Here is a 22,744-nt window from a genome sequence, read left to right on the forward strand (position 1 = left end):
AGGCTGTGGCCAACAGCCCGACAATAAAAAGATGTAAAAACAATTATCTATCCATTCCAGGGAGCAAACATGCTAAGACAAAGTGTGATCGCACTGGCGATCAGCACTGCCATCGGCGTATCAGCACCAGCGCTGGCCGCCGGCGGCAGCACCTCCAGTATCTCCGGCCAGATTGAGGCCTCTGCTCAATCGCAACTCACAGTAACCGCCACCAACCCAGAAACCGGGTTTTCTCGTACCGTTGAGGTTAATGACGATGGCAGTTATCGATTTGCCAAAATGGACACCGGTACTTATGTCATCCAGATAAAACGTGAAGGCGCAGTAGTTGCCGAAGTCCAGATCCAGGTCAACCTGGGTTCATCCAAGCGCGCTGATTTTAATGTGGCAGCGATGAATGCCGAGCGTATTGAAGTGACCGGCGCGCGGGTGTCAGCCATTGACTTATCCTCTACCGATTCCGGCCTGATCCTGGGCGAAGAACAAATCGATCGCATGCCCATTGCCCGGAATATTACCGCGGTAGCGCTGTTGGCACCCGGCGTGGTGCAGGGCGACTCCGGTTTTGGCAATGTAGCCTCGTTCGGGGGCGCTTCGGTGGCTGAAAATGCCTGCTATATTAATGGGCTAGAAGTGACCGACACCCGTCAGGGCTTAGGCTGTGGCGCGGTACCATTTGAAATGTACAAAGAATTTCAGGTCAAAACCGGTGGCTTTTCGGCCGAATACGGCCGCGCAACCGGTGGCCTGATTAACGCAGTGACCAAAAGCGGTACCAATGAATGGCGCTTTGATTTTGTTGCCAACTGGGAACCATCTGCCTTACAGGAAGAAGGCAATGTGAGCCGTGGCCGGGGCAGCACCGGGCGGGTGTTTCGTGACCAGCGCTTAAATGAAAACGACGAGTGGGATTACAGCATCTCGGCTGCCGGTCCTATCATAGAAGATAAGCTATTTATCTATGCCTTGGTCAACCCACGCTCGGTATCGCGGGACTTTACCTATGTATCGGGCTCTGATGAATTTACCAGCACCGATCAGTTGCGTCATCGCGAATCCAGCGGCTCCGACAATCTGTTCTGGGGTGCCAAGGTGGACTGGGACATCACCGAAGGCCATCGCTTAAGCTATTTTGCTTATTCGGACCAAAACGATGCCACCGAAGATGTGTTTGAATATGATCCGGAAACCCAGACCATCGGCGATTACTCAGGCTCGTTTTTACGTAAGCGCGGCGGCGAAGCACAAAGTGTGACGTACACCGGCTATCTGACTAACGATTTGTCGGTCACCGCCATGTGGGGCGAAATTGAAACCCAGTACGAAACCGCGCCCACCAATTTAGAATGTCCCACTATTGCTGATGAACGTGATGGCGGCAATGCACCGCAATGCGGCCCCGGCGGTTCTTTTGGTGACAACTTTGATGAAAATACTCAATACCGATTGGACATTGAATATTACTGGGGTGATCATCTGATCTCTGCCGGTATCGATAAACAGGATCGCGCCACTACGCGTATCACGCGCCCGGTGGGCGGCCATTCCTACCGTTATTTCACGCTGGCGTCCGGCTCTACGATCCAGGGTGACAACGGTGCGCTGTACACCAACAACACCAATGCGGCGCAGGATTTGGTCTCAGACCGCATCTTTGACGGCGGCGGGTCGTTTGAGTCAAATCTCACCGCGTATTACCTGGAAGACAAATGGCAGGTGACCAATAACCTGATGCTGACCTTAGGTGTGCGTAAGGACATGTTTGAAGGGGATGGCACCACCGGCAAAACCCTGTTTGACTTTGATACTGATATAGCACCGCGCTTAGGCTTTAGCTGGGATGTGCTAGGGAATGGGGAGTCCAAGCTGTACGGTAATTATGGCAAGTATTATCTGCCCATCGCCAACAACACCATCTACCGGGCCGCCAGTGGGGTGAGCGATACCACCACGTATTATACCTTTAATGATATTGATGGGCGCACCGGCGCACCGCTGGGCATCGATCCGGTCAATGGCGCGGTAGGTAACTCGCAAACCACCTCGTCGGTATCGGCAGTTCCCACCCAGGCTACTTTTCAGGCCCAGGAAGCCGATCCGTTCTCCCGTGACGAATATATCTTGGGCTACCAGTTCAGCGTGAATGATTCGCTCACCGCAGAAATCACCGGTACTTATCGTGAAGTCACCAGTGCACTGGATGATTATTGCGGTATTTATGCCTACCCGTATTGTGTGATGCTTAACCCCGGCGAAGACATGAGCTGGTTTAAAGATGGCTATTACTGGGATGGCGAGCAACTGGATGAGTCCAAGCTGCCGTTGTTTGACGGTGAAGCCGACGAGGGCTCGCTGACTACCCATTCGGCCGAAACCCTGCAACTGCCAGAAGGGGAAAACGAATACACCTCGGTACAGCTGAAGCTGAATTATGTTGCCGATGTGTACCGCCTGAACTTCCAGTATACCTGGGCGCGCAGTGTGGGTAATTTTGAAGGTGCGGTGAAATCTGATATCGACCAGGCTGATGCCGGTATCACCCAGGACTTTGACTTCCCGGCATTGATGGACGGTGCCTACGGTTACCAGCCTAATGATCGTCGTCATACCTTCAAACTGTTTGGCTCCTATGATGTAACCGACAACCTGGTGGTGGGCTTTAACTCCTCACTGCAAAGCGGCCGACCGCTGACCGCGTTTGGGCAAAGCTATCCCAGCACTGACCCGAATGTGTACGGCAGCTATGGGGATACTTACTATGTCCGCACCGGTTGTACTGTGGAGTTAGGCGCTGATGAGGTTTGTGCCCAGGCGGATAAAGAGTTTGGCTTTAACCCGCGCGGTACTGCCGGACGTACGCCGTGGACCTTTAATCTGGATGTCTCGGCAGCGTATCAGTTTACCTATCAGGACGTAGATATGCGTATGGCGGTGAATGTACTGAATCTGCTTAATACCCAGGAAGCCACCTCGACCAATGAGCATTATGAAATTGAGGAAGGCACAGTCAATCCGTTTTATGGGGCTGCTTATTCGTGGCAGGCGCCACGCTCTGTACGTTTGACCTTTGAGGCACGCTATTAATCTGCGGTTAAATGGACACAGTGCACATTTGAGTGCAAAGTAAAAAAAGGCCCGGCAAAGCCGGGCGTTTTTGTATGTGCTAGGGGTGAAGTACAATGTTGTCTAACTGCACCACCGCACCGGTGGCTTTGCCCCAGTCAGGAAATACCAGCAGTAAGTTGAACTGCTCCAGCGTCAGACCTTGCTGGGCTAAACTGGCCAGGCTGAAGGTGTAGGTTTGCCATTCTCCCACTACCGGGCTGACCCCGTTAAGGTTATCGGTGAGCAGGATCTGAGCAAAACTGCCGTCGGCGCCTTCGGCTTTTAGCAGCCAGTTGGCGCTGGGATCCTGCGGCGCAGCGGCTACCTTGATATCCATGCTTACCGTACCGCTGTACAGGGCAGATACATCATGGGGCGTCGCTGCCCGTAAACCAGACACGGTCGGGGCTGGGCCAAAGTAGTCCAGCTGAGCTACCGGGCCGCGTTGGCTGTCACCCACCATAGACACCTGCGCATTGGCACAACAATCCCACAGCGACCAGCCTTGCGCCAGGCCGTCATCCAGCAGGGCAAAGGTATCGTTGACCATCACTACGGTGGGGCTATTGTCGGTTTCGCCGCTGCCGGTCAACATAACATTGTCCAACTGCAGCACCACACCTTGTTGGTTACCCCAGGCCGGAAAAATCACCAACGGGGTATCCACCTTGGTCAGATCCAGCGTCGAGCCGGGGTTAGCCAGCAAATCAGCAATGCTGATTTCATAGCGGGTCCACTCGCCGGTGGGTGGCGCGGCAATAGCAAAATCACCGGAGGAGCAGGGGTGGCCACAATCCATTTTAATCATAAAGTTCTGGGTGGCACGCGGATCTTCCAGCACTTTCAGATCAAAAACCAAGGTGTCAAAGCCGCTCACATTGATGGGTTGCGGTTTGCCTTCAGCATCAGGACTGGTTTGAAAATACACCACCGACTCGTTGGTGTTAAAGGTCAGTTGCTTGACCTCGCCATGACCACCGTCAGCGCTGACAACCTGTTCAGCCAGCACCGAGCCGCTAGCCACATACTGGCCTAACGCGAAGGGCGCACGATCGGCATCATCAAACACCACCAACTCGGTCGTGCCGGCCAAGTCGTACTCGTAGCGCACATTGTCCACTTGCACCGTGATAGGGCCATTGGCTTCCAGTACAAAGGGGTTAACTACCTGATCCAGCTGTGCCTGGTTGCCTGGCGCGTAGCGGTTGCCGGCGGCCAGCAGGGTATCCATATCCAGTACCATACTGTGCCATTGATCATCCTCTGGCAGGGCGAGCGCGGTATCGCTCACAGCTGGCCAGCCGCTGTCGATTTTCACCAACAGCTGGGTGTCTGCTGCGCGATCCACCACCCGCAGGTCAAACTTGAGTTTACCCAACTGCTCAAAATGCGCCAGGTTGATAGGTTCGCCGGCATTAAAGAACAGATTGCCGCTGTTACCCGTTTGCTGCATCTCAAACACCTGGCCGCGCTCAGCCACAGCCGGCTGGCTGCTGCTGACCGTGCCCTGCGGGTTGTAGCTTTGTACTGCCAGAGCATCATTTAGGGCATCATCAAATAACATAAATTGTGGCCCGCTACCGATGGCTGAAGATACGCCGGGCAAGGGCGGGGCGCTAACCCCAGGCACTTGTTCTGCCTGCTCACCCACTGTGGCGCAGCCCTGGCCAGTGGCCGGATTGACACTACATTCATAGACTCGTACATAGTCTATTTCCAGGGTTTGCGGAAAGACCGATTCATCAATTCCGGTAGCGTTAGTATTGCCCGCCCAAGAGCCGCCCACCGCCAGGTTTAACAACAAATGAAAGCGTTCGTCAAACGGCGCGCTGCCGGTGCCGGTTTGCCACTGACCATCGGCATCCTGATACTGGGTGTACCAGCCTGCTTCGGTTTGGGTGGCAAAATGATGGCCATCCACATACCAGCGGATCTCGCCTTGTTCCCATTCGATGGCATAGGTATGAAAGCCATCGGCCGGGCTCTGGCCGCCGGGCAGCCGATAATCTGCACCGGCGTGTACATTGCCAGGCCAGGCACGGCCAAAGTGCAGGGTGCCATAGACCCGGTTTTCGGCGGTGTCCGGGGCTGACGGGTCGTCAGACGGGGTGCCCAGGTTCACCGCTTCCATGATGTCAATTTCACCCGAGGCTGCCCAGGTGCCATAGGTATTGTCGCTGGGCAGCATCCACACTGCCGGCCAGGTGCCCTGGCCCTTGGGCAATTTTGCGCGGATTTCAAAGCGCCCATAGGTCCAGTCGCCTTTGTCCAGGCTACGCAGCCGGGCCGACGTGTAAGGCAACGTGGTGACACTGGCCGGGTCGCCCTGGGGGTTATCCGGGCCAGTGAAATCTTCGCGCTGGGCTTTGATGACAAGCTTGCCTTTATCAATAAACGCATTGTCGCTGCGGTCGGTATAACATTGCTGTTCGTTGTTGCCGCCACCCCAGCAATTGGTTTCAAAACTCCATTTACTGGTATCAATGGCCCGCCCGTTAAACTCATCCTGCCACACCAGTTGCCAGTTATTGCCCGGTCCCTGGCGGGTCATCAGTCGTGCCTGCAGGTTCATCCGCTTGCGGGCCAACGCCATGCGCACCGGGATCACCACAGATTCACCGGCCGCCAGCGCCGGTACCGGTAAAAACAGCATGTCGTCTGCCCGTCGGCCGTTGGTCACCGTATGACTGCTGCGCACGATTTGCAGGCGCGCATCATCGGCCAGCGTCTGGTCAGCAGTATTGGTTACCGTAATATTGACCACCATTTCACGCTGGATGCGATCAAAAAATGGCCGGCTTTGCTGGGTGCGAATATTCTCGGCCGGGCTGTACTGCGCCATTACATCGGGGGCCTGACCCAGCAACAGGACAGAAGCTAAAGGTGCAAGGTATTTCATACGCGAGCCTCCTTAATAGTGCGACGACGGCTTAGTAACAAGCCCATGCCTGCCAGCACTAACGGCGCTGACGCCGGGGCGGGCACATTGGCCAGCGCAGTGATAGAAAATTCATCAATAGTGAGGCTGGCCGGGGCGCCATCAAAATTACTTACTAACTGTACTTCAAGGAACCAGCCTGGCTGGGCGGCAAACATCGGGTCCAGCATCATACTGCCCTGGTAGTGGGCAAAGCCGTTGATATCAGGCTGGCCAAACAGCGTGCCTGGCTGGCCATCGGCGCCAAAAAACAAACCGTCGCCCTGGGTGAAGCCGATAGACAAATAGTCGGCAAAGAACGCCTGCTGGTCAGTGAGGGCACTGTCTACACTAAAATCGTAGGAAAACTGCAGCGGGGCGGTGCCGGCTGCGCTTAGGTCCAGCGGCTGAAACAACGTATTAAACATCGCCATTGAATTATCGATGATAATAGTCGCCGCGCAACCCGTGGAGGAGGGGGCGACGGTAAAGTCGGCCGGGTTTCCGGGCATACCGTCAGAGTCGGTAGACCAGCCAGACAGATCGCACTGGCTGAAATCACCATTGTCAATTATGTTGGCAGAAGCCGGGGCGGCTACCAACGCGGTGCCCAACAGCAAGGCAAGACAGGTTGTTTGCATGTGTGTCTCCAGGTGTATTCCATGTGTGGTATTAGTAATGGTAGCGCTTACATTTTTACGGCAACCGTTCCCTGGTTCAGATAAGGTGGGGAAGATAACAAAATGTTAGCGCTTACAAGCTAACGCCTGAAAAACAAAAAATCAACAAACTATTAACCTTTTGTGCGCCGCATGGCTTGCGTTAGTTCAAAGCCCAAGCGCGCAGCCAGTCGTGCGGTACGCTGTTGTTCATCATGAAAAGGGTTCATTTCGGCCAGGTCGGCCAGGCGCCAGATAATATGATGTTGCTGGCAGTGGCTGGCCAGCCAGCGAATGATGAGTACTGCTAAGGCAGGATCAATGCCCAGCGCTGCAGGGGCGCTCACTCCCGGTGCCTGGGCAGCGGGAAATGCATCCAGGCACACCGTGACATAGATTTCATCAAGATGAGCCAGAAACTGGGTGAGGTGGCTCTTGGCTGTGTCGATATCTAATGCCACATCCTCTACCCACAGGGAATTGGTGCGACGGGCCGTGGCAAATAAAGCCGGGGTATTGGCGGCTGCCGAGACGCCCAGACAGCAATAGTTGAACACCTGCTGGTGGGCCTGGCACCAGTCGGCAACTTCCCAAAAGGGTGTGCCCGATGAGCCGTGGGGAGCTGGGCTGCGCAAATCCAGGTGGGCGTCAATATTGATAATACCCAGCCGGTGGCCGGGGCGCGCCAGCGCTTGTAACGCTAAATAACTGCCTTTGGCCATATCATGGCTGCCGCCCAGGCCCAGTACACAGTCACACTGGCTCAACATAGTTTGTAAGGTCTGACAAAAACGGTCCTGTGTAATAGCCAATTCATCGGCGGCTTCGATATCACCAAAATCTACCAGGGCACCGGGTCCGTGCCACGGCAGATTAGACATCGCCTGGCGCAGCGCCGCCGGGCCCTCGGCAGCGCCAGGCCGGCCCTGATTCAGGCGCACACCCAGGTCACTGGCATAACCGAGCACACCTACCGCCAGAGCCCCGGGTGTCCTATCCGGGTCGCTAACAACCTGATGCCAGCGCTGCTGGTCTAGTGCATCGCTATCTTTGCGGCCCTGCCAGTGTTGTTTAGACCACACGGCGGCCAGCCAGCCATTTTGCCACCGGCCGGTGGGCATTCATTTCATAGATCAGTTCACTGGGGTCATTGATGGCCCACAGGCAACAATCAGCTTGTTGGCCAGGGGCCAGGCTGCCGGTATGATGCAGCCCCAGCGCCCGGGCGGCGTTAGTGGTAATGCCACGTAGCGCCTCAGTTACTGTCAGGTTAAATTGTAAACAGGCTAAGGTGGCGCATGTCAGTAAGGAAGCAATGGGCGAGGTACCGGGATTACAGTCACTGGCAATGGCCATAGGCACCTGATGCATTCGTAATGCCTCTATAGGCGGCAGCTGGCATTCTTTTAGGTAAAAAAATGCGCCGGGTAACAACACCGCAGTGGTCCCGGCACGGGCCAGGGTCGGCACATCGTCCGGGGCCAGGTACTCGATATGATCCACACTCAGCGCGCCGTAACGGGCGGCTAAGACGGCGCCTTTTTGGTCACTGAGCTGCTCTGCATGTATTTTGAGCGCTAACCCCGCTTTTTTTGCAGCATCAAACACCTGCTGAGTGTGAGACAGATTAAAGCCCACCGATTCACAAAAGACATCCACTGCGTCTGCTAGTTGCTGCCGGGCAATCAGCGGGATCATGTGCGCACACACAAAGCGTATGTAGCCGTCGGCATCCTGCTGATATTCCGGTGGCAGGGCATGGGCTCCCAAAAAAGTCCGCACAATATGCATAGGTACATGGTCGGCCAGGCGTCCGGCGATGGTCAGCATGCGTTGCTCGGTCAGCTCATCCAGACCATAACCGGATTTAATTTCGACGGTAGTCACACCTTCGTCGGCCAGTCGTGAAGCCCGCTGAATAGCGCTATCCAATAATTGCTGGTCAGAAGCCTGACGGGTGGCGCTGACAGTGGCGCTGATGCCCCCGCCACGAGCGTGGATCTGAGCGTAGCTGAGGCCGGCCTGGCGCGCCTCAAATTCATTAGCGCGGCTACCGCCGTACACCAGATGTGTGTGGCAATCTATCCAGCCAGGCAGGCACCACATGCCCTGAGCATCAATGGTCTCGGTGTGCACAAAGTCGCCGTCAGGCACGCGCCCTACAGCCAGAATTTTACCGCCGCCAAGCCACAGCTCCGTGTCCCGTTCGATGCCAATGGCTTCCGGGTTGCCGGTCATGGTTGCCAGATTCACATTGCTGATGCGAACTGCATGCATAATGTCTCCTGCTGATGATAAATAACCTCGGGCTTGTTGTTCCAGGCGCCACAGGCTACATTAACAATATGTTAACATTGAGTCATTTATATGCAGTCTGGCCTATTTCAGATTACTGTCGGTTGGTGCCTGATACCTGTGCAGCCGGGCGGCACTAAAACCACGCCGATTTCCATGGGAGAGCTTGTATGAACCGCCACGATCCCAGCCGCCAAATCCGGGCACCCCGGGGCACTCGCCTGACAGCGACCAACTGGCAATGTGAAGCTGCCTTGCGCATGTTGATGAATAATCTGGACCCTGAGGTAGCTGAGCATCCCGAAGCGCTGGTGGTGTACGGTAGTATCGGGCGTGCAGCCCGCAACTGGCAAGCCTTTGACAGGATTGTTAGCACCTTACAGCGGTTGGCGGATGACCAGACGTTGCTGATCCAGTCAGGTCAGCCTGCCGGTGTCTTTACCACCCACCCGGATGCGCCCCGGGTCCTGATCGCCAATTCCAATCTGGTGCCACACTGGGCCACATGGGAGCACTTTCATCAGTTAGATCAACAAGGCCTGATGATGTACGGGCAGATGACCGCAGGCTCGTGGATGTATATTGGTTCGCAAGGGATTGTTCAGGGCACCTTTGAAACCTTTATGAGTGTGGCCGAACACCATTTTGACGAGCAGCCCGCCGGACGCTGGATCCTGACCGGTGGCCTGGGGGGCATGGGCGGGGCTCAGCCACTTGCAGCCACCATGGCTGGATTCTCGATGCTGGCGGTAGAGGTGGATGAATCGCGCATCGATTTACGGCTCAAAACCGGCTATCTGGATTGCAAAGTCTATCGGCTAGAGGATGCGTTACGACGGCTGCATCAGGCCCGCGAAGAAGGCAAGCCGGTGTCAGTGGGGCTATTGGGTAATGCCTGTGACATTTTTACTGAGCTGGCAGAGCATGCGCAGTGCCCGGATGTAGTTACCGACCAAACCAGCGCGCATGACCCGCTCAATGGTTATGTGCCTAGCGGCTGGTCGCTCAGTCAGACCGAACAAGCCCGCCAGCATCAGCCTGAACGGGTCATCGCTGCTGCCCGCCATTCCATGGCCCGCCAGGTACATGCCATGCTGGTGCTGCAAAAACGTGGTGCAGTGACCTTTGATTATGGCAACAATATTCGCCAGATGGCTCAGGAAGACGGGGTGCACAACGCCTTTGATTTTCCCGGGTTTGTGCCTGCTTATATTCGACCATTGTTTTGCCAGGGGATCGGGCCGTTTCGCTGGATAGCCCTGTCGGGTGACCCGGCTGACATTGCTGCCACCGATGCTAAAGTCAAGGCCTTGCTGCCGGATAACGACAGACTGCACCGCTGGCTGGATATGGCCAAAACACGGATTCAGTTTCAGGGGCTGCCCGCCCGGATCTGTTGGGTGGGTCTGGGCGACAGAGCCCGCCTGGGTCTGGCCTTTAATCAAATGGTCCGGGATGGCGAGTTGTCCGCCCCGGTGGTGATTGGTCGTGATCATCTTGACTCAGGCTCGGTGGCTTCACCGAATCGCGAAACCGAAGGCATGCAGGATGGCTCCGATGCTGTGTCAGACTGGCCGCTGCTCAATGCCTTGCTCAATACCGCCAGTGGCGCCACCTGGGTCAGTCTGCATCATGGTGGCGGCGTGGGGATGGGCTTCAGTCAGCATGCCGGCGTGGCCATTGTGTGTGATGGCAGCGAGGCAGCCGATGCGCGCATTGCCCGGGTGTTGCACAATGATCCGGCCACCGGGGTAATGCGCCATGCCGATGCCGGCTATGCGCTGGCACAACAGTGCGCGCGCGATCATCAGCTGGATTTACCCATGCTTGATAACCTGTCAGAAGCTAATCATGGCGCAGACTGATATTGTCCTGACCCCCGGCCAGCTTAGTCTGGCGCTGTGCCGGCGGTGCATCCATCAGTCATTTACTCTGAGTCTGGCTAATAGCGCGTATCCGGCCATTGAAGCCGCTGCAGCCACTGTACGAAATGTCATTGCCCGGGGCCAGACGGTGTACGGCATTAACACCGGCTTTGGCCTGCTGGCCAACACTCGCATCGCCCCGGCCGAGTTGGCCACCTTGCAGCGCAGCATTGTATTGTCCCATGCTGCCGGCTTTGGCCCGCCTATGGCAGCCAGCACCGTTCGCCTGATGCTGTTATTAAAAATTAATTCGCTGGGCCGCGGTATGTCCGGGGTGCGCGCCGAGGTCATTGATGCGCTGCTGGCGTTATTTAATCATCAGGTGTGGCCGGTGATCCCGGCCCAGGGCTCGGTGGGTGCTTCGGGCGATTTAGCGCCGCTGGCGCATATGAGCGCGGTGCTGCTGGGCGAGGGCGAGGTGTGGTTAGACGGTACGCGTCAACCGGCCAGTGCGGGTCTGCGCCGGGCCAATCTGCAGCCGCTGACATTAGCGCCTAAAGAAGGCTTGGCATTGCTTAATGGCACCCAGGCTTCTACCGCATTTGCATTAGAAGGGCTATTTGCTGCTGAGCGGGCGTGTGCCAGCGCTCTGGCGGTAGGCGCATTGTCGGTGGATGCAGCCCGCGGCTCCCGGGTGCCTTTTGACCCGCGTATCCACGCTGCCCGCGGTCATGCCAGCCAATCTTTTTGCGCCGACATACAGCACCAGTTACTGGGTAGCTCAGCCATCGGCCAGTCTCATGTCAGCTGCGAAAAAGTGCAGGACCCGTACTCCTTACGCTGCCAGCCGCAGGTAATGGGGGCGGTGGTGGAACAAATCCGTCATGCGGCCACCATTTTACATACCGAGGCCAATGGCGTGTCGGATAACCCACTGGTGTTTGCCGAGGATGACGCTATTTTGTCCGGGGGCAATTTTCACGCCCAGACCGTCGCCATGGCGGCAGATAATCTGGCCCTGGCGCTGGCCGAAACCGGCGCGCTGAGTGAACGTCGGGTGGCACTGTTAATTGATGGCAGTTTGAGTGGGTTGCCACCGTTTTTGGTCAACAATGGTGGGGTTAATTCCGGCTTTATGCTGGCTCAGGTAACATGCGCTGCGCTGGCCAGCGAAAACAAATCACTGGCTCATCCAGCCTCGGTGGACTCGCTGCCCACCTCAGCCAATCAGGAAGATCATGTGTCTATGGCCCCGTATGCCGGGCGGCGCTTACAGGCTATGTTTCAAAATGTGGCCGGCATTGTAGCCATCGAATGGCTGGCTGCGGCCCAAGGCATCGACTTTTTACGCCCGCTCGCCACCAGCCCCATGTTGCAGCCCGTGCATCAGCTATTGCGTCAGCATGTGTCTTTTTATGACAAAGATCGCTTTTTCGCCCCGGATATCGCCAGTGCCACAGAGCTGGTGGAGCAGGGCGGGTTGCACCAATTATTGATGGAGTTGCTCCCGCCCATAAAAAACTTGCTAAATAGTGACCACACCATCTAGGCAGACCTCACAGAGTTTGGCATACTTTGCCGCCTTTTTTTCATGACTGAGAATGCTGTGGTGTCTGTTCCCAATTCTGCCCATCAGGGCCTGGTTTCGATCGGGTTGCTCAATCCCAAATCGGCCACCAATGTGGCGTCGGTGCTGCGGGCGGCAGGTTGTTATGGCGCATCGAGTGTGTTTTACACCGGCCAACGTTACGGTTATGCCAAAGACTTTAATGCCGACACCAAGGCTATGCACAAAATCATTCCGACCATTGGGGTTGATTGCCTGGCCACCGCCATTCCCCGTGGTGCCACCCCTGTGGCCATCGAACTGGTGGAGGGGGCGACACCGTTACCGGCTTATCAGCATCCGGACAATGCCTTTTATGTATTTGGCCCCGAGGATGGCTCGTTAAGCCAGCAGGATGTGGATATGTGCCAGGATGTGGTGTATGTGCCGACCCGTTCGTGCATGAACCTGGCAGCCACCGTCAATGTGGTGCTTTATGACAGAATGGCTAAATCTGCCTATGCCCATAGCGACACTCTGATCCGCCAAAGCCGCGATGGCAACAATCAGACTCGCCGGCAGGGCAAGATGTTGCCTTCCTACTAGTAGTGTTTCCATTTACCAACATCTCTAATAAGTAGTTGGTCTTATGTCATTTTTTTTAGCAACACCCGACAGAATCAGGGTTTTATGCGCATTTGATATTTTCCGGGTGATGCCAAATGGCAACAAGTTTTGCCGCCCAAGGCTTATCCGCTGTTCAGACCAGTTATTACAAGGGTGTAATATTTCGACAAACTCAGCGACCCTGTATTATTCTTTGGTATAAAGTTTCAAAATATATGCAGGGTGGCCCGGCCGGACCCTGGCGGTTACGCGTAGCCTTGCTTTAATTCCCTCATACTGGTTACACAATCAGTGATCTTATTGTTTTATAAGAAAGTAATTCTTGCTGACTGTATTTACTAAAATCACTGAGGGTCGAAAACCGCAAGTTGCTGGCCAGCAACGCCGGTCAGTATGGCAGCAATAGCATGTGCCACAAACATCAGACTGGCACAATAGTTGATATCCCCCAGATACAATAAATTTTACATCCTCATAAATAAAATTGACCTCAAGTTCGTCCAGACGCAATGTCATTACACATCACTGATTAGTTTACTTTAGTGCATGTTTGAGGCAGTGTATCTGGCGCGCGAGCCCATCGAAGGATTCTTTTTGCGCTTCAGGGAAGTCAATTTACGAGGTATAGCAAAATACTATTTTGACAAACGGGAGCTAAAGTGAAACGTCGCTTGCTAAATGCGTTTAAAAGAGTACACCAAGTACCTGGGATCAAACAGATGATCCGCCCTGTTGTGCGTCGCAAAATGAATAAAATTATTGATGCTGCCGCGGACCACTTTTTCGAACACTTTACGTTGGTGGTAGCCAACGAGGAGCATGAACAGCGCACCTGTTTTAAAACCCGCCACCAGGTGTATTGTGAAGAAATGGGCTTTGAGCCGCCGCAGGCTTCGCAAATGGAAGTGGATGAGTTTGATGAGTTTGCCTTAAGCTGCTATATCAAACACAAAGCCACCGGAAACTGCGCCGGAACCATCCGACTGGTGATGCCGCAGCACCCTGGTCAGTTGTTGCCGGTAGAACAAAATTGTCCAGACGCCATCCGCATGGATGAGCACAGTCCCCAACGTTACCCGCGTTTTCAGGTGTGTGAAATCTCCCGCCTGGCCATCCCCAAACAGTTTCGCCGCCGTCGCTCCGACAGCAATGTGTCTCCGGTGACCGGTAAGTCCCTAAACGGCAGTGTCAAAAACGATTCGCCCGGGCGTAATTTTCCATACTTATCTCTTGCGTTGTATTTTTTCGCTGCCAGTATTTGCATCTTGCGTGACATCGAAAACGTATACGTGATGATGGAACCAAAGCTTGCGCGCAGTCTGCGGATGTTGGGTATTAACTTTCAGCAGTTGGGACATGAAATTGATTATCACGGCAAGCGTGCCGCCTATCAGTTATCACCCACTGAATTTATGCAACAAATTTCACCGGCTTTACAGCGTTTTCAGCGTAAGATTATGAACGAGTTGGAAGAAGTGCCGAATTTTGGTGCAATCTTCCGTCATCAGCCGTCGATTTTGACCAAGATCCACGCCGAGCAACAGGCTGCCTAAATTGGTTGAATACGTATGCAGACGATAGGAGCACAGCGCTAAATAACGGTATCCTTGGCCTATGTTGATAGGATGTAAAAGGAACGTTAGTTATGCCTGTAAAACTTCGCGCAAGCTGGCTGGCTGTGACACTTGCCACAGCCGGACTCGGCCTCGCTGCCTGTCATACACCGGCTGATCAGCAGCAACCGGTGGCCGGGGAGCAAACCATGTCAGTAGAACATGTCAAACCTGTGGTCTATCAGGTTTTTACCCGCCTTTACGGCAATACCAATACAACCAACGCACCGTGGGGCTCCATCGAGCAAAACGGCGTAGGCAAATTTGCTGATTTCACCGACCAGGCCCTGGCCGAAATTCACGCCATGGGGGTTTCTCATATCTGGTACACCGGTGTACCACACCATGCAACCGCCACTGATTACACAGCCTACGGAATATCGTTAGATGATCCGGATGTGATCAAGGGCCGCGCCGGCTCACCTTATGCGGTTAAAGATTATTACAACGTTGACCCGGATTTGGCCACCGACCCGGCTAACCGTATGGCGGAGTTCGAAGCCCTGATCGCTCGTACTCATGCTAATGACATGCAGGTGATCATTGATATTGTACCCAACCATGTGGCCCGCCAGTATGAATCCATCAGTGCACCTGATGGTGTTGAACCGTTAGGGGCCAGTGACGATACCAGTCAGGTCTATCAGCGCGATAACAATTTTTATTATGTGCCGGGTGAGGCCTTTAAAGTGCCGGCTCATCCAGACGGGTTTTCTCCTACCGGCGGTGCCGGTCATCCCCGCGAGGATGGCCTGTTTGACGAACAGCCGGCCAAGTGGACCGGGAATGGCGCACGGGCGGCTCAGCCAGATAAAAATGACTGGTATGAAACCGTTAAAATTAACTATGGCGTAAAGCCAGACGGCAGCTACGATTTTGCGACCCTGCCAGAGACTTATGCCGACCAAGACCATGCTGCGCATCTGGCCTTTTGGGAAAATAAAGATCTGCCCGATTCCTGGTACAAGATGCGTGATATCGCGCTGTTTTGGCTGGACAAAGGTGTTGACGGCTTTCGTTTTGATATGGCCGAAATGGTGCCGGTAGAATTCTGGTCCTTTTTGAATGCTTCGATTAAAGCCAAAAATCCTGATGCATTTTTGCTTGCCGAGGTTTATCAGCCGGACCGTTACCGCGACTATCTGCACCTGGGAAAAATGGATTATCTGTACGACAAAGTGGGTTTTTATGATTCGCTAAAGGCAGTGATGCAGGGTAAGGCATCCACGGCGGTACTGGATGACGCCAATCAGCAGGTGGCCGATATCGCCCCGGCGATGCTGAACTTTTTGGAAAATCATGATGAACAGCGCATTGCCAGCCGGGAATTTGCCGGTGATGCAGCCAAAGGAAAACCCGCCCTGGTGATCTCGGCACTAAAAAGTGCTGCACCAATCATGATTTATTTTGGTCAGGAAGTCGGGGAAGATGGCAGTGAGGAAACCGGTTTTGGCGATCCGTCACGAACCACTATCTTTGATTATGCCGGAGTACCGGCGCATCAACGCTGGATGAATGATCATCAATTTGATGGCGGCCAGTTAACCGACAGTGAAACGCAACTACGCCGCTATTATAGCCAGGTTATGAATATCGCGGCCTACCACCCGTCGATGCAAAGCCCGTTTGTGTCATTGCAACAAGCGCACACGCAGGCTAGCCATCCGGACACTGTATACAGCTTTGCCCGCACCCATGCAGACAAACCGCTGGTGGTGGTAAGCAATTTAGGCGAGGCAGAAGCCTCCGGAAGTGTGAATGTGGCAGCCGCTGTACCGGATGCGGTGAAAAACCAGGGGCCGGTGCAGGCCCGGGATTTATTGACCGGACAGACACTGCCACTTGAAGCACAGAGCCAGCAATGGTTGCTGGATTATCGCCTGGCCCCGAATGCGTCAGTGGTGGTGGAAATCACCGCAGGAAAATAGCCACACATTCCAATATACGTGTCGTTGACGGTCAGCGGCTGAGAAACAGGCAAGGCCAGTCTATCTGACCTTGCCTTTTTTATTAGTGGTGGGTTTGAATTACCAGCAATTGATCGTTTTCATAGATTTGATTGAGCGAGACTTTTTCCGTTAGCCAGCCGGTGGGCGAGCCGCCTACATCATACAGCTTGCTAAACGAAATAAACTCCCGTTCTACCCGCACCAGTATATCATCAATACCTCTGTCATAGGTTTGCAAGTCGGCTTCCGAGAGCGTACTGGCATCCACCTTGGCCGGCAGTGCCAGATAACGGGCATTAGCTGCAATATCGCACAACAACACACAATTGTTGCGTTCGCAGCCCTGGGCCATGGCCATCAGCCGCGCCTTGCATTGCTCATCAGTTTGATAGGCCACAAAATGCTGGCCGGCGGCTTTGGGTACGCCTTTGACTTCGGTCAGCAAGCAGCCGCCCTGATGTTCGATGGTATGCGCATCTTTTTGGATGATAGCCGGGTTGGGGCCTGCCTGGCCCTGCGAAATTTCCACATCACGGGTCATGCGCTTAAGAATATCCAGCGACACATTCCGGCAAAAATGGGCTACCTGCAGGTAGCTTACCGGTGAGGTCGGATGAAAAGCATTAAGCGTGTTGGCAAGATTTAAAATTGTTGGGTTTAACATAACCAATCCTTCACAAAACATCCCACTCCAGGATCGCTCATCCGCACAACATGGTCGGCTGCGTCCTGCTCTGGTGGGGTGGCTAACCGCTTCTACAGCCAACAGTGCCAGATGCCAGCACAACCGTGCTGGCGCCGAATCTTTTTACTAGCAACTTATTGCTAAACAATAAGTGTAGAACAGCGCGTAACAGGCAGCCAAATTTTTAACACTAAATATAAACAAATGGTTACATAGTTACGCGTAACAAAGGCCAGCATGAAAAAGGACAAAAATGTGTGCGCAATTCCCTGCGTTCCAGCGGTTGAATACGTATGCAAAACCTTGGTAGACCACAACCACAAAGGGTAACATCCTGTTAACCTGGTTTGGCCGCTTTGTGTAGTTGGCGTTAACAATTCGAATAAGGATTAACATGCAGCGTTTTACTTTTTCCGGCAGGGTTGTGTTTGCTTTGGGCGCACTGGCTGCACTCAGTGTACACGCCGCAGCGCCGGCTGATGAGGCCGGTTTGCAGATCTCGCCGCCACACTGGTGGGCAAAGATGGCCGAGCCCCAGTTGCAGTTAATGGTGCATGCCCCCGATGTGGCCCATGCCAGCGTGCGCGCTACCCAGCCGGGTCTCAATATCACCGCCACCCAGGCCTTGGACAGCGCTAATTATTTATTTGTAGATGTGGATTTGCGTAATACCCGACCCGGTGATTATACGTTGGAATTTGTGCAAGAAGGGCAGGTCATCTACACCCATACCTACACCATTGCCGCACGCGAAAAGGGCAGCGCCCAGCGCCAGGGGTTTGATCAGACCGATACCATTTATCTGGTGACGCCAGACCGCTTTGCTAATGGTGATACCAGCAACGACCAGATGACCGGCTATGCTGAAGGGCTGGATCGTAGCGCGCCGGGTGGCCGTCATGGCGGTGACATTCAGGGTATGCTGGCGCACTTAGATTATATCGCCGAGATGGGCTTTACCCAGATTTGGTCGATGCCACTATTAGAAAATGCAATGGATGCTTATTCGTACCATGGCTATTCCACCACCGACTATTATCAGATTGATCCTCGTTACGGTAGCAATGCCCTGTACCGAAAATTCAGCGATGCTGCTGCCGAACAGGATATTGGCATCATCATGGATATGGTGCTCAATCATATTGGCAGCGGTCATCTATGGATGACTGACAAACCAGCATTGGGCTGGATTAATAATAATGGTGAGTTCACGCCGACCACCCACCGTCGCGAAGTATTACACGATCCCCACGGCGTTCTGGCTGATGAGCAGGCATTCAGCAACGGCTGGTTTGTACCCACCATGCCCGATCTGAATCAACAAAATCCGTATCTGGCTAACTATCTGATTCAAAATGCCATTTGGTGGGTCGAATATGCTAACTTGAGCGGCATCCGGGTGGACACCTATTCGTATTCGGATAAAGATTTTTTATCGCAGTGGACCACGCGGCTGATGCAGGAATACCCCAACCTGAACATTGTAGGTGAAGAATGGACCACCAACCCGGTGATAACAGCTTACTGGCAGGCCGGCTCTTACCGTGCCGACGGCTACGAATCAGCCTTGCCCAGTGTGATGGATTTTCCGTTACAGGCCACCCTGGTAGATGCACTGACCCAGGATGAAAGCTGGGGCACCGGGTTAGTGTCCTTGTACAACCTGCTAGCAGGGGATTTTATTTACGGTGACCCGTATAACCTTGTGATCTTTGGCGATAACCATGACATGAGCCGGATTTATACCCAATTGGACGAATCCTACCCGCTATGGGATATGGCGATGACCTTTTTATTGACCGCGCGGGGCATTCCGCAGGTATATTATGGCACCGAACTGTTGATGGCTAACCCGGACAATACCGATCATGGCATTATCCGGCAGGACTTTCCCGGCGGCTGGCCAAACGATTCGCGTAACGGGTTTAGCGGTGAAGGGCTGGACCCTCAGCAGCAAAAAGCGCAACAACGGATGAAATCATTACTGTCTCTGCGCCAGGCCCATCCGGTGGTCACCCAGGGGCAGTTTGTTCACTATGTGCCTAAAGATGGCGTGTATGTGTATTTTCGTGAAGGCGGTGAGTTTGATGAATCGGCCATGGTGGTGCTGAACAAAAATAGCCATGAGGTAACCCTGGATCTGGCTCGTTTTGTTGACCAGTTAGGCCATGCTGAAAAAGCCACCCACTGGGGCAGCCAGACACAAACCGAGCTGGCAGACGGGACGCTAAGCGTTTCTGCGCAAAGCGCCGGTGTGTGGTTGATTCAATAATTTTTTTCTATCTATAACGATAATAAGTGGTAGCTATGCATACAACACAACCCAGACTAAATTTCTGGCAAATCTGGAATGTCAGCTTTGGTTTTTTGGGCGTACAATTTGGTTTTGCTTTGCAAAATGCCAACGTGTCGCGCATTTTGTCCGATTTGGGCGCCGACCTGCACTCGCTGTCGCTGTTCTGGCTGGTGGCGCCCATCATGGGCCTGCTTATTCAGCCCATTGTGGGGGCGGCTTCTGATCGTACCTGGAATCGGCTGGGGCGGCGGCGGCCATTTATCTTAGCCGGTGCTATTGCCGCAGCCATTGGCATGTTTTTGATGCCCAATGCGCCACTATTTGTCGCCTTTATGGCGCCAATGATTTTTGGTGCGCTGATGCTGGCGCTAATGGACGCCTCGTTTAATATTTGTTTTCAGCCTTTTCGCTCGCTGGTGTCAGACATGGTGCCCCCCGAGCAGCGTAATATTGGCTATTCGGTGCAGTCGCTGCTGATCAATATTGGTGCGGTCATCGGGTCAATTCTGCCGTTTGTGCTGACCAATGTGGTAGGGCTGGAAAATACTGCGCAACTGGGCGAAGTGGCGCCTTCGGTGGTCTGGGCCTTTTATATCGGCGCCACCGTATTGCTGGGTACCGTGATTTGGACAGTGATCCGCACCAAAGAGTATGCCCCCAAAGAATACAATCACTACAAAAATGTGCAGGAAGAGCCGCTACCTGAAAACAAGCCTCCCGTGGGCGTTCGTTTGCGCGAGTTCGGCAAACTGGTGGTGAATATGCCCACTACCATGAAGCAACTGGCGGTGGTGCAATTTTTCTCCTGGTTTGCGCTGTACATCATGTGGGTTTATACCACCCCGGCTATCACCCAGCATATCTGGAATGTGGACAAAAAATGGTTCGACCCCAGCTACATCGCATCGGTGCCCATGGTGCCGGAAAGCATCGTCATTGCCAAAGGCGCCGCCGGTGACTGGGTGGGCATTCTGTTCGCCGCGTACTCGGTATTTGCCGCGATCTTTTCTGTCTTTTTGGCCCGCCTGGCCGACAAATTTGGCCGCAAGTTTATCTATAGCCTGTCGCTGCTATTAGGCGGCCTGGGCTATATCAGTTTTTTGGTGTTTCAGGACCTGACCCTGGTTAATGTCAACCTGCTTATTACCGAGGTGACCGTGCCCATGGGAGCGGTGAAACTGTTGCTGCCCATGATCGGAATTGGTATCGCCTGGGCGGCCATCCTGGCGATGCCCTATGCCATGCTGGCCGGGGCGTTGCCACCGCAAAAAACGGGAGTGTATATGGGGATCTTTAATTTCACCGTGGCGGTGCCGCAAATTGTGGCCGGGTTGTTCTCTGGTGCCATCTTAAGTTATTTGTTTGATAACGAAGCCAAATACATCATTGTGGTGGCGGGTGTCTCCATGCTCGCCGGTGCGGTTTCGGTCTTTTTTGTGCAGGAGCCTGAACAGCCTCCTGCCTCCCCGGTATAAAGGAGTGAAAGTGTGAAGCAGTTTTCTAAAACCTTGTTGGCCATGGGCGTGGGCCTGGTCATGGCCGGTTGTAATCAAACCGGTACGCCGGCCAGCAGCGCGCCCGAGCTGGTGATCCAGGGCACTGATGAACCTTTTGCCAAAGAAGCCATTTATTTTGTGGTTACCGATCGCTTTGTCGACGGCGACCCCAACAATAATTATGAAGAGCAGGGCGGCGAGTATCCGACCTGGGATCTGCGCCTGGACGGCCCCGACGGCAAATTTGCTAATGTGGGCTACATGGGCGGTGACTTACAGGGCGTGCTGAATAACGCCCGCTACATTAAAGAGCTGGGCTTTACTGCAGTATGGCTGACGCCGGTACTGGATAACCCGGATCAGCACTTTACCGGCAGTGAGCAAATAACTTATGGCGGACAGTTCAAAGATGGCGGCAAAGCCGGCTATCATGGTTATTGGGCCACTAACTTTTACAAAGAAGATGAGCATCTGGTCAGTGATAATCTTACTTATAAGGATTACACCGCTGCCATGCGCGAGCAGTACGGCTTAAAGTCGGTGTTTGATATTGTGGCCAACCATGGCTCACCCAGTTACACCATGCCACAAGATCAGCCTGGCTATGGCGAGCTGTACGATCAAAATGGCACCCTGGTGGCAGACCACAAAAATCTGCACCCCACCGAACTGGACACCAGTGACCCGCTGCAGGCATTTTTCTATCCGGTACCGGATCTGGCCGAATTGTCGAACCTGGATGACAGCAACCCAGATGTGCAGGATTACCTGATCAATGCCTATCTGTATTGGATTGAGCAGGGCGCCGATGCCTTTCGAATCGATACTATCCGCCATGTCAGCCACGATTTTTGGCGTACCATGTCAGACCGCGTGCGTGCCGAACACCCGGACTTTTTTATGTTTGGTGAAAGCTTTGTCTACGATGCCAATTTTATCGCCCAGCATACTCTGCCCAAAAATGGGGGCGTCAGTGTGCTCGATTTTCCCATGCAAAAAGCCATGAACGAGGTATTCGGTAAAGACGGTGGTGACTATTCGAAACTGGCCGAAGTACTGCACCTGACCCACGGTCCGTATGCCAATCCGTATGAGCTGACTACCTTCTACGATAATCATGACATGCCGCGGATGGATGCCAGCGACACCGGCTTTATCAATGCCCACAACTGGTTATTTACCGTGCGCGGGATCCCGGTAGTTTATCAGGGTTCGGAAATCGGCTTTATGCGTGGCACAGGCGAACATGAAGGCAATCGCAACTATTTGGGCCAGGATAATCTGGATACGGCGCCGCGCCACCCGATTTATCAGCCGCTGAAAACCATTGCCAATATCCGCAAAGCTACCCCAGCACTACAGCGCGGCTTGCAGGTTAATGTAGATTTTGATGAAAATACGGCGGTGTTCTACCGTATTGTGCAGGATGCCGAGGCCAGCCAGATAGCCCTGGTGCTGCTGAACAAAGGCGATAAGGCGGCGGACAAAACCGTCAGCCAGTATGTGCAGCCCGGTAGCTGGGTAGAGCAGGTTAGTGGTAATAGCCAGACAGTAACTGAAGGTGGCAGCCTGACCACTCAGGTAGCGGCCAACGGCGTGCAGGTTTGGGTGTTAGATGAGGCGGTTACCCAGCCTGAGCTGGTCAGCCAGGTCAAAGAACAGATGCGCCGCCAATAGGCTGGCGCAGTGGG

Annotated in this window: 14 protein-coding genes; 9 read left to right on the forward strand and 5 right to left on the reverse strand. The window is 54.0% G+C overall.

The genetic code is table 11. The annotated features are described in order from the left end of the window. The first annotated feature begins 69 nt into the window (after positions 1 to 69). A complete protein-coding gene (locus ACTUJZ_RS02540) occupies positions 70 to 3,084 on the forward strand; it encodes a TonB-dependent receptor (RefSeq protein WP_463634690.1) in 3,015 nt (1,004 codons plus the stop codon). A gap of 79 nt (positions 3,085 to 3,163) precedes the next feature. Here the strand turns inward: ACTUJZ_RS02540 and ACTUJZ_RS02545 are convergent, their stop codons facing one another. The 4 genes from ACTUJZ_RS02545 to hutI form a co-directional block, all read right to left on the reverse strand. Then, positions 3,164 to 6,004 (reverse strand): family 16 glycosylhydrolase, encoded by a 2,841-nt coding sequence (locus ACTUJZ_RS02545; protein WP_463634691.1) that lies wholly within the window; start codon positions 6,002 to 6,004, stop codon positions 3,164 to 3,166. After that, complete coding sequence (locus tag ACTUJZ_RS02550) at positions 6,001 to 6,663, reverse strand: hypothetical protein (RefSeq protein WP_463634692.1); 663 nt, start codon at positions 6,661 to 6,663, stop codon at positions 6,001 to 6,003. The genes ACTUJZ_RS02545 and ACTUJZ_RS02550 overlap by 4 nt, the downstream gene beginning before the upstream one ends. 152 nt (positions 6,664 to 6,815) lie before the next feature. Beyond that, entirely contained in the window at positions 6,816 to 7,763 is a 948-nt protein-coding gene (gene hutG / locus ACTUJZ_RS02555) for a formimidoylglutamase (protein ID WP_463634693.1), read from the reverse strand. Beyond that, positions 7,753 to 8,958 carry an imidazolonepropionase gene (hutI, locus tag ACTUJZ_RS02560; RefSeq protein ID WP_463634694.1) on the reverse strand — a complete coding sequence of 402 codons (1,206 nt, stop codon included), beginning with the start codon at positions 8,956 to 8,958 and terminating at the stop codon, positions 7,753 to 7,755. Before hutI ends, hutG begins: the two co-directional genes overlap by 11 nt. A 188-nt stretch (positions 8,959 to 9,146) precedes the next feature. Between hutI and hutU the strand changes: the two genes are divergently transcribed. From hutU to ACTUJZ_RS02585, 5 genes are all read left to right on the forward strand, one after another. Further along, positions 9,147 to 10,841, forward strand: coding sequence for a urocanate hydratase (gene hutU / locus ACTUJZ_RS02565; protein WP_463634695.1), 1,695 nt, complete (start codon positions 9,147 to 9,149; stop codon positions 10,839 to 10,841). Beyond that, positions 10,828 to 12,390 (forward strand): histidine ammonia-lyase, encoded by a 1,563-nt coding sequence (gene hutH / locus ACTUJZ_RS02570; protein ID WP_463634696.1) that lies wholly within the window; start codon positions 10,828 to 10,830, stop codon positions 12,388 to 12,390. Before hutU ends, hutH begins: the two co-directional genes overlap by 14 nt. A gap of 42 nt (positions 12,391 to 12,432) precedes the next feature. Then, positions 12,433 to 12,993: an RNA methyltransferase gene (locus tag ACTUJZ_RS02575; protein ID WP_463634697.1), complete on the forward strand. Its 561-nt coding sequence runs from the start codon at positions 12,433 to 12,435 to the stop codon at positions 12,991 to 12,993. A 740-nt stretch (positions 12,994 to 13,733) separates the two neighbouring features. Continuing rightward, complete coding sequence (locus tag ACTUJZ_RS02580) at positions 13,734 to 14,567, forward strand: PEP-CTERM/exosortase system-associated acyltransferase (RefSeq protein WP_463634698.1); 834 nt, start codon at positions 13,734 to 13,736, stop codon at positions 14,565 to 14,567. 92 nt (positions 14,568 to 14,659) lie between these two features. Then, a complete protein-coding gene (locus ACTUJZ_RS02585; protein WP_463634699.1) occupies positions 14,660 to 16,555 on the forward strand; it encodes an alpha-amylase family protein in 1,896 nt (631 codons plus the stop codon). An 82-nt stretch (positions 16,556 to 16,637) separates the two neighbouring features. On the opposite strand, the gene ACTUJZ_RS02590 is transcribed toward ACTUJZ_RS02585, so the two are convergent. Next, positions 16,638 to 17,240, reverse strand: coding sequence for a hypothetical protein (locus ACTUJZ_RS02590; RefSeq protein ID WP_463634700.1), 603 nt, complete (start codon positions 17,238 to 17,240; stop codon positions 16,638 to 16,640). Positions 17,241 to 17,655: 415 nt separating this feature from the next. Here ACTUJZ_RS02590 and ACTUJZ_RS02595 point away from each other — a divergent pair, with 415 nt between their 5' ends. From ACTUJZ_RS02595 to ACTUJZ_RS02605, 3 genes are read left to right on the forward strand one after another with little or no spacing between them, the layout of a single operon-like run. Continuing rightward, a complete protein-coding gene (locus ACTUJZ_RS02595; protein ID WP_463634701.1) occupies positions 17,656 to 19,533 on the forward strand; it encodes a glycoside hydrolase family 13 protein in 1,878 nt (625 codons plus the stop codon). 35 nt (positions 19,534 to 19,568) lie between these two features. Next, positions 19,569 to 21,032: an MFS transporter gene (locus tag ACTUJZ_RS02600; RefSeq protein ID WP_463634702.1), complete on the forward strand. Its 1,464-nt coding sequence runs from the start codon at positions 19,569 to 19,571 to the stop codon at positions 21,030 to 21,032. Positions 21,033 to 21,092: 60 nt separating this feature from the next. After that, on the forward strand, positions 21,093 to 22,730 hold the full coding sequence (locus ACTUJZ_RS02605) for an alpha-amylase family glycosyl hydrolase (RefSeq protein WP_463635228.1): 1,638 nt from the start codon (positions 21,093 to 21,095) through the stop codon (positions 22,728 to 22,730). Positions 22,731 to 22,744: the final 14 nt, after the last annotated feature.

The organism is Alteromonas sp. WD8-37 (genome assembly GCF_055326825.1).

What these genes read in the sequence shown, in the direction of transcription:
- hutH (WP_463634696.1), top strand. Translation starts at nt 10,828, where the DNA reads ATGGCGCAGACTGATATTGTCCTGACCCCCGGCCAGCTTAGTCTGGCG.
- ACTUJZ_RS02600 (WP_463634702.1), top strand. Translation starts at nt 19,569, where the DNA reads ATGCATACAACACAACCCAGACTAAATTTCTGGCAAATCTGGAATGTC.
- hutU (WP_463634695.1), top strand. Translation starts at nt 9,147, where the DNA reads ATGAACCGCCACGATCCCAGCCGCCAAATCCGGGCACCCCGGGGCACT.
- ACTUJZ_RS02550 (WP_463634692.1), bottom strand. Translation starts at nt 6,663, where the DNA reads ATGCAAACAACCTGTCTTGCCTTGCTGTTGGGCACCGCGTTGGTAGCC.
- ACTUJZ_RS02580 (WP_463634698.1), top strand. Translation starts at nt 13,734, where the DNA reads ATGATCCGCCCTGTTGTGCGTCGCAAAATGAATAAAATTATTGATGCT.
- ACTUJZ_RS02595 (WP_463634701.1), top strand. Translation starts at nt 17,656, where the DNA reads ATGCAGCGTTTTACTTTTTCCGGCAGGGTTGTGTTTGCTTTGGGCGCA.
- ACTUJZ_RS02540 (WP_463634690.1), top strand. Translation starts at nt 70, where the DNA reads ATGCTAAGACAAAGTGTGATCGCACTGGCGATCAGCACTGCCATCGGC.
- ACTUJZ_RS02605 (WP_463635228.1), top strand. Translation starts at nt 21,093, where the DNA reads ATGGCCGGTTGTAATCAAACCGGTACGCCGGCCAGCAGCGCGCCCGAG.
- ACTUJZ_RS02585 (WP_463634699.1), top strand. Translation starts at nt 14,660, where the DNA reads ATGCCTGTAAAACTTCGCGCAAGCTGGCTGGCTGTGACACTTGCCACA.
- ACTUJZ_RS02590 (WP_463634700.1), bottom strand. Translation starts at nt 17,240, where the DNA reads ATGTTAAACCCAACAATTTTAAATCTTGCCAACACGCTTAATGCTTTT.
- ACTUJZ_RS02545 (WP_463634691.1), bottom strand. Translation starts at nt 6,004, where the DNA reads ATGAAATACCTTGCACCTTTAGCTTCTGTCCTGTTGCTGGGTCAGGCC.
- ACTUJZ_RS02575 (WP_463634697.1), top strand. Translation starts at nt 12,433, where the DNA reads ATGACTGAGAATGCTGTGGTGTCTGTTCCCAATTCTGCCCATCAGGGC.
- hutI (WP_463634694.1), bottom strand. Translation starts at nt 8,958, where the DNA reads ATGCATGCAGTTCGCATCAGCAATGTGAATCTGGCAACCATGACCGGC.